The 6,180-nt window shown below is 42.0% G+C and carries 7 protein-coding genes; 3 read left to right on the top strand and 4 right to left on the bottom strand.

Annotated elements, in window-relative coordinates; all coding sequences use genetic code 11:
- The first annotated feature begins 122 nt into the window (after window positions 1–122).
- Complete coding sequence (locus FTV48_RS13815; RefSeq protein WP_005096740.1) at window positions 123–341, top strand: hypothetical protein; 219 nt, start codon at window positions 123–125, stop codon at window positions 339–341.
- A 30-nt stretch (window positions 342–371) separates the two neighbouring features.
- On the opposite strand, the gene FTV48_RS13810 is transcribed toward FTV48_RS13815, so the two are convergent.
- Window positions 372–1,091 (bottom strand): UDP-2,3-diacylglucosamine diphosphatase, encoded by a 720-nt coding sequence (locus FTV48_RS13810; protein WP_180000718.1) that lies wholly within the window; start codon window positions 1,089–1,091, stop codon window positions 372–374.
- 110 nt (window positions 1,092–1,201) lie between these two features.
- Complete coding sequence (locus tag FTV48_RS13805) at window positions 1,202–1,711, bottom strand: peptidylprolyl isomerase (RefSeq protein WP_005171140.1); 510 nt, start codon at window positions 1,709–1,711, stop codon at window positions 1,202–1,204.
- Between the two features lie 422 nt (window positions 1,712–2,133).
- Between FTV48_RS13805 and FTV48_RS13800 the strand changes: the two genes are divergently transcribed.
- Both FTV48_RS13800 and FTV48_RS13795 read left to right on the top strand, forming a co-directional pair.
- Window positions 2,134–3,861 (top strand): glutamine--tRNA ligase/YqeY domain fusion protein, encoded by a 1,728-nt coding sequence (locus FTV48_RS13800; protein WP_005171137.1) that lies wholly within the window; start codon window positions 2,134–2,136, stop codon window positions 3,859–3,861.
- Between the two features lie 68 nt (window positions 3,862–3,929).
- Entirely contained in the window at window positions 3,930–4,841 is a 912-nt protein-coding gene (locus FTV48_RS13795) for a bestrophin family protein (protein WP_005096746.1), read from the top strand.
- Window positions 4,842–4,923: 82 nt separating this feature from the next.
- Here the strand turns inward: FTV48_RS13795 and FTV48_RS13790 are convergent, their stop codons facing one another.
- Together FTV48_RS13790 and FTV48_RS13785 are read right to left on the bottom strand one after the other, a co-directional pair.
- Entirely contained in the window at window positions 4,924–5,484 is a 561-nt protein-coding gene (locus FTV48_RS13790) for a lecithin retinol acyltransferase family protein (RefSeq protein WP_034608524.1), read from the bottom strand.
- Between the two features lie 404 nt (window positions 5,485–5,888).
- Window positions 5,889–6,113, bottom strand: coding sequence for a hypothetical protein (locus FTV48_RS13785; RefSeq protein WP_005096749.1), 225 nt, complete (start codon window positions 6,111–6,113; stop codon window positions 5,889–5,891).
- Window positions 6,114–6,180 lie beyond the last annotated feature (67 nt).

The following is a 6,180-nucleotide window of genomic DNA, read 5'->3' as shown; positions in this document are numbered from 1 at the left end:
GATTCACTTTTGGTTCAAGCTTGAGCTTGAATAACATCTAGTAACTACAGAATTATTATACAAATTTGGTTTTCTTAATCTCTTTGTACAGTCACAAAAAGCTCATTTTATGAGTAAATATTTTGAATATATTAAATGAATGGCATACCGCTACAGCCGTAAATGGTGGCGAAATTAATGTTAAACTTGTTCCTTTAAAGCGCAAGCAAAACACTCAGGATGGTTTTATCTGGGTAGAAGTTGGAAAAATGATCCAGCTACAAACAGGTGAAGAAATTCTGTTTAACCTTGATGGTAAAAGTTTCTATACCGGTGTGAATAAGCTTTATCGTCTGTGCTAAGCAAACACATATCTTAAAAAAAGTGGCCGATTAATATCGCCACTTTTTTAGTTTTAGGGTCTCGAAATCTTGGTTTTCCTGAATTTCCAGTATCTCGGCACTGTCTTCCTTCCAGTCACCCAGTACGATTCTTTTTTTCTGACCTAACGGATGAATGGCTGCGCGATGCGTATGGCCATGGATCAATACGTCAAGGTCTTGTAATGCCAGCTCAACGGCCTGATCATTAACATCCATGACTTCATAGCTTTTAAACTGCTGCGCCTGATGACTTTGCTGACGAAAGCCATTGGCTAATTTTTTACGGAAAGACAGCGGTGTACGCTTTAATAAGCCTAGCATAAGTGGATGCCGGATAATCTTTTTAAAGCGCTGATAAGCGATGTCATCGGTACACAGTGCATCACCATGTTCCAGGCGAAAACGTGTTCCTGCAATGTTCAGTTGGTCTATCTCAGGAAGTAGCTTTCCGCCAAATTGAGCTAAAAACTTGCTGCCGAGAACAAAATCCCGGTTGCCTGCCTGAAAATATACCTGATTACCAGCCTGAATAAACTGTTTTAAGGCAGTGATAATTTCGTCCAGCCATGGGGCTGTATAGTCATCACCGATCCAGGCATTGAACCAGTCACCCAAAATATACAATCGGGTATTTTGATCTTGATATTCGGTCAATAAATCTAAAAACCCCCGAACAAGTCGAGGGTGATCAGGTGACAAATGTAAATCTGAGATAAACAGATAGGTCACGAATCTTTTCCTTTTATTCCTCTCTAGATCCCTCATTTATATGAGGGATTTTCCATTACACCGTTTTAAAGCATCGCTTTAAAACTCATAAAGAACGGAGAGGACGTTTTTTATTCAGAAATGATTTTTGCAGACTCAATAACCACATTTTCTAGTGGAACATCAGCGTGGTAGCCACGGTTGCCAGTACGAACGCCTTTAATTTCGTTGACAATGTCCATGCCGTCAGTCACTTTACCAAATACTGCATAACCCCAACCTTGTGCTGTTTTACCAGAATGGTTAAGGAATGCGTTGTTGCCAACGTTAATGAAGAATTGAGCAGATGCAGAATGTGGAGCTTGCGTACGCGCCATGGCAATTGTGCCCAAATCGTTAGTTAAGCCATTGTCTGCTTCATTTTCGATTGCATCACGGGTCGCTTTTTCTTTGAAGTTTTCATCCATACCACCACCCTGGATCATGAAACCATCAATCACACGGTGGAAAATTACGCCGTCATAAAAACCGTCACGCACATATTCTAAAAAGTTAGCCACTGTTTTAGGTGCTTTTTCAGCATTGAGTTCAAGAACAATACGACCTTTATTGGTGTTTAATTCGACTTGAGGAAAACTCATTGTGTAATCTCCTAATCATGGACGAGTGCCATGGTTTTTTCTGAATGAGTGAAGCATAAGCAAACTACAATCGACTAGGCAAGTAAAAACATTATTTTCTTTGTTAAAAGCATAAAAATAGTACCTTATTTATACGTTGATTTATCAAGGCATTTCAGATATTGCCCTATCAGGCACCCTATTTTGAATTGGCGTAAATTAATGATTTTACTGCTTGTACAGGCACTGATATTTTAGTTTCAGGCAACTCGCCGTATTTTCATTTTTTAAAATGGGTGAATTGAAATCAAATACCATAGTTAGCGGTTGAGAGATTATTCACCTCTAGTTAAACTAAGGAACTTTGATAATGAATATGCGTACAACCTGTGCGATTAAATATTCGTTAATCCCTTTTTAACTTTAGAAGTGAATGATTGATCATGAAGCCAAATGATGTTGTGACATCTCTGCCCGAGAACCCGACCCAAAAGAACAATGCAGTCGATTCAGTGCAGCAGCAAGAACAACAACCGGGCTTGGACTTTGTACGTCAGGTCATTACGGATGATTTAGCCGCTGGTCGTACCCAACAGATCGTCACGCGTTTTCCGCCTGAGCCAAATGGCTACTTACATATTGGCCATGTGAAAGCAATTTGCTTGAACTTTGGGATTGCTGAAGAATTCCAGGGGGTGTGTAATCTTCGTTTTGATGATACCAATCCGGATGCTGAAGAACAGGAATATGTTGATGGTATTGCCAATGATGTGAAATGGTTGGGCTTCCAGTGGGAGGGCGAGCCGCGCTATGCATCGAGCTATTTTGATCAACTTTATACATGGGCGGTTCAGCTGATTGAACAGGGTGATGCCTATGTGGATTTACAAAGCCCCGAAGACATCCGTTTAAACCGCGGTAATTTTGTCGAGCCGGGTAAGAACTCGCCACAACGTGATGCAACTGTTGCAGAGAATCTGGAACGTTTTGAGAAGATGCGTAGCGGCGAATATGCTGAAGGTCAGGCTGTTTTACGCGCTAAAATCGATATGACCTCACCGAACGTACATATGCGTGATCCGATCTTGTATCGTATTTTGCATTCAGCGCACCATCAGACGGGCGATACATGGAAAATTTATCCAATGTACGACTATGCGCATCCATTGTCTGATGCGATTGAAGGCATTACCCACTCGCTTTGTACATTAGAGTTCCAGGATCACCGTCCGTTCTATGACTGGGTGGTGGCAAAGGTTAAATCACCATCTGTGCCACGTCAGTACGAATCTAGCCGTTTGAATGTGGATTACACTATCACCTCGAAACGTAAATTACGTAAACTGGTTGAAGGTGCTCATGTGAATGGTTGGGACGATCCACGTATGCCAACTGTAGTCGGTATGCGTCGCCGTGGTTTTACACCTGAAGGTCTGCGTGATTTCTGCCAGCGTGTCGGTGTATCGAAAGTGGATGGTAGTATTGTCGATGTCGCGATGCTGGAATATTGCATCCGCCAGTCTCTGGAAAATACTGCAGCGCGTGGTATGGCCGTGTTAAATCCACTGAAAGTGACCTTAAGCAACTTGCCAGCAGATATGGATCTGACCCATTCACGTCATCCGAACGTGGACATGGGCGAACGCGTGATTCCTTTAACCACTGAGCTGTTTATTGACCGTAAAGACTTTGAGGAAGAACCACCAAAAGGCTTTAAACGTCTGATTCCAGGTGGTGAAGTACGTTTGCGTCATGCCTATGTGATCAAATGTGATGAAGTCATTAAAGATGAAAATGGTGAAGTGGTTGAGCTGAAATGTTCGATTGATCCTGAAACTTTGGGTAAGAACCCTGAAGGCCGCAAGGTGAAAGGCGTGGTTCACTGGGTATCTGCGACTAAAGGTGTGCCTGCCGAAGTCCGTATTTATGAACGTCTGTTCACTGAGTCGGATCCTGAAGTGGGTGATGACTTCCTGGCCAACCTGAACCCTGAATCATTAAAGGTGGTTCAAGCCGTGATTGAGCCGGCATTGGCGCAAGCTCAACCGGAAGATCGCTTCCAGTTTGAGCGTGAAGGTTACTTCGTTGCCGATCAATACGATCATAATAGCAAGAAACCAGTATTTAACCGTATTCTTGACTTGAAAGACAGTTTCAAGCCAGGCAAATAATCAGGTTTAAATCAGATATTAAAAGCCCAACTTCGGTTGGGCTTTTTCAATACAGCAGGGAAAATGCCATGATTGTGCGTGATAAAAACAATAGTATCGGTTTACTGTTTGCCTGGCAGGGCACAATTTTGCCTAAGGTATTGCCGGCTTTAGTCTTGGTGGTCTTTATTTCCGGCCTACTGGTCTATTTGAGTCAGGCACATTTTGTGAATCTTCCTGCCGTACCCGCAATCGGCTTTACCATTTTTGGTGTGATTCTTTCGATCTTTCTCAGCTTTAGAAATACGGCATGTTATGAGCGCTGGTGGGAAGGGCGCAAGCTCTGGGGAGCGCTAATCGCCACCACACGTCATTTATGCCGGGACAGCCATGTGCTGGATGATCAGACCCGCGAGGTCTTGTTATATCGCATGATGCTGTTTAGCCATCTGTTGCGTGACCGGCTCAGACAGCAAGTACAAAGTATTCAGCATTACCAAACAACCACGCATTTTGAAAATATGGCATTCGATCAGTTGCTCGTGCAAATCAATCCTTCACAATGGGTGCTGGAACAGATGCAAAAGGAGTTGGTTCAGCAATATAAGCAGGGCAACATCAGCGATATTATTTATAACAATTTGAATCAGCATACTGTGGCCTTGGGCAATATTCAGGCCGGTTGTGACCGGATACTGTCGACGCCATTGCCATTTTCTTATTCGGTACTGTTACATCGTGCAGTGTATTCGTTCTGTTTTATTTTGCCTTTTAGTTTGCAGGCCAATCTGGGCCTGTGGACGCCGATTCTGGTCGGGTTGATTGCTTATATGCTCTTAGGCCTAGATGAGCTCAGTGCTGAGCTAGAAGAGCCTTTTGGGCTACAGGATAATGATCTGCCACTCGATTCAATGGTACGACTGGTAGAGCGGGAAACCTTAAGCTCTTTGGGTAAAGGTTTACCTGAAGCGATTCAGGCCAAAAAAGGTTATTTAACCTGATCTGTTCCTTTTAATATCAAAGTTTAAACCCGAACTCAAAATTTCTTACTAACAAAAAATCATCGGCAGGCTGAGCTTTAAATTAACGATGTTTAAGATTAGTCAGGTCTGACACTTTCGTTTTAGCCTGATCTTGCAATTCACGGTATTGTTGCAAACGCAGATTGGCTTTATCTCTAAGCTTCTTCTTGATGTACAAGGCCAAGGCAAAACTCGTCGTGGTCAGGGTCAGGAACATGCTGTTCATGAAACTCATCATCGAGCTGATATAACCAATCGTGGTCAGGCGATTCATCATATAGATCACTTGCGGGCTGCTTTCTACGCCGGTAATCGCCCAAGTACACAGATGTTCGCAATTATTGATAATCAGATGATAATTATTTTCATGCATTCTGGAACGCATGCGACGCACAACTTTACGGCCTTTATATTTCGCTGAGTCATAATGTTGCACATGAATCGCTTTGCCATGACTGAATTTTTCAATAGAGGTTATTTCAATGGGGCGTTTCTTGAATAAATGTGCAAAGCCCGAATAATGAATAACACGACCACGTCCAGCGTATATCCCATGATGGGTATAACCGAAATGTTTAACCATAAGGTGCGCTCCTATGGGAAACCGTTTAGTCTGTTGCATATCAGAATTAAGCCATTTAAAAAAGCATTGTAGTTTAATAACAAGTGTACTGCCTTTTGCTAAATTAATCGACGCTTTGCTTGAGTTTAGGCAGACAAGCAATAGGCGTATGCAGCAAGTGACTTGATCACCTGTATGGCAGAATTCAGATGAACATCTGTTCAGTAACACCTATAAATAGCCTAAGCTAACTTTTACATTTCAATAAAATCAGAAAAAGTGAGAGGAAGAAGTGTTCAGATTTATTACCAATTACTCAATAGAAGGCAGAAGGTTGTGTAGTCGGATTTATACAATTGAACTCTCTAAGTTTGGTTCTTCTTCAATGTAATTAAAGCGACAGATATAAAAAAAGCACCTGGTTACACAAGTGCTTTTTTTGATCAGGCTAGAGCCTTTGCCGATTACTGCAAGGGCAAGTGTTGAAGTTCATTCAGTTCCTTACGGCTATAGCCGCGTGATACAAGAACCTTTTTAATTCCGATGATGATCTCTTCATCAGTTGCTTTAGACAAAGCTTCAAGAAGCTGTTCATTTGTCTTGAAAGAGCAATCATTTTCTACACAAGCAATCTGATTCTTGTGTTCATTGTGTTGTTCCACAGAAAACAACTTTTGCCAAAAACTCATAGAGCCTTCATACAACAACCTAACATAGAGTGAAATATAGCCAATTAAATAAATAAAGCAATAGGAC

This window comes from Acinetobacter sp. YH18001, assembly GCF_013416975.1.
Lineage (GTDB): Bacteria > Pseudomonadota > Gammaproteobacteria > Pseudomonadales > Moraxellaceae > Acinetobacter > Acinetobacter pseudolwoffii.
The sequence above is the reverse complement of the archived record's forward strand: the minus strand, read 5'-3'. Positions and strand labels throughout refer to the sequence as shown.

Bases quoted from the DNA above. Each gene is read 5' to 3' on its own strand.
- FTV48_RS13795 (WP_005096746.1), top strand. From the start codon at position 3,930: ATGATTGTGCGTGATAAAAACAATAGTATCGGTTTACTGTTTGCCTGG.
- FTV48_RS13785 (WP_005096749.1), bottom strand. From the start codon at position 6,113: ATGAGTTTTTGGCAAAAGTTGTTTTCTGTGGAACAACACAATGAACAC.
- FTV48_RS13805 (WP_005171140.1), bottom strand. From the start codon at position 1,711: ATGAGTTTTCCTCAAGTCGAATTAAACACCAATAAAGGTCGTATTGTT.
- FTV48_RS13800 (WP_005171137.1), top strand. From the start codon at position 2,134: ATGAAGCCAAATGATGTTGTGACATCTCTGCCCGAGAACCCGACCCAA.
- FTV48_RS13790 (WP_034608524.1), bottom strand. From the start codon at position 5,484: ATGCAACAGACTAAACGGTTTCCCATAGGAGCGCACCTTATGGTTAAA.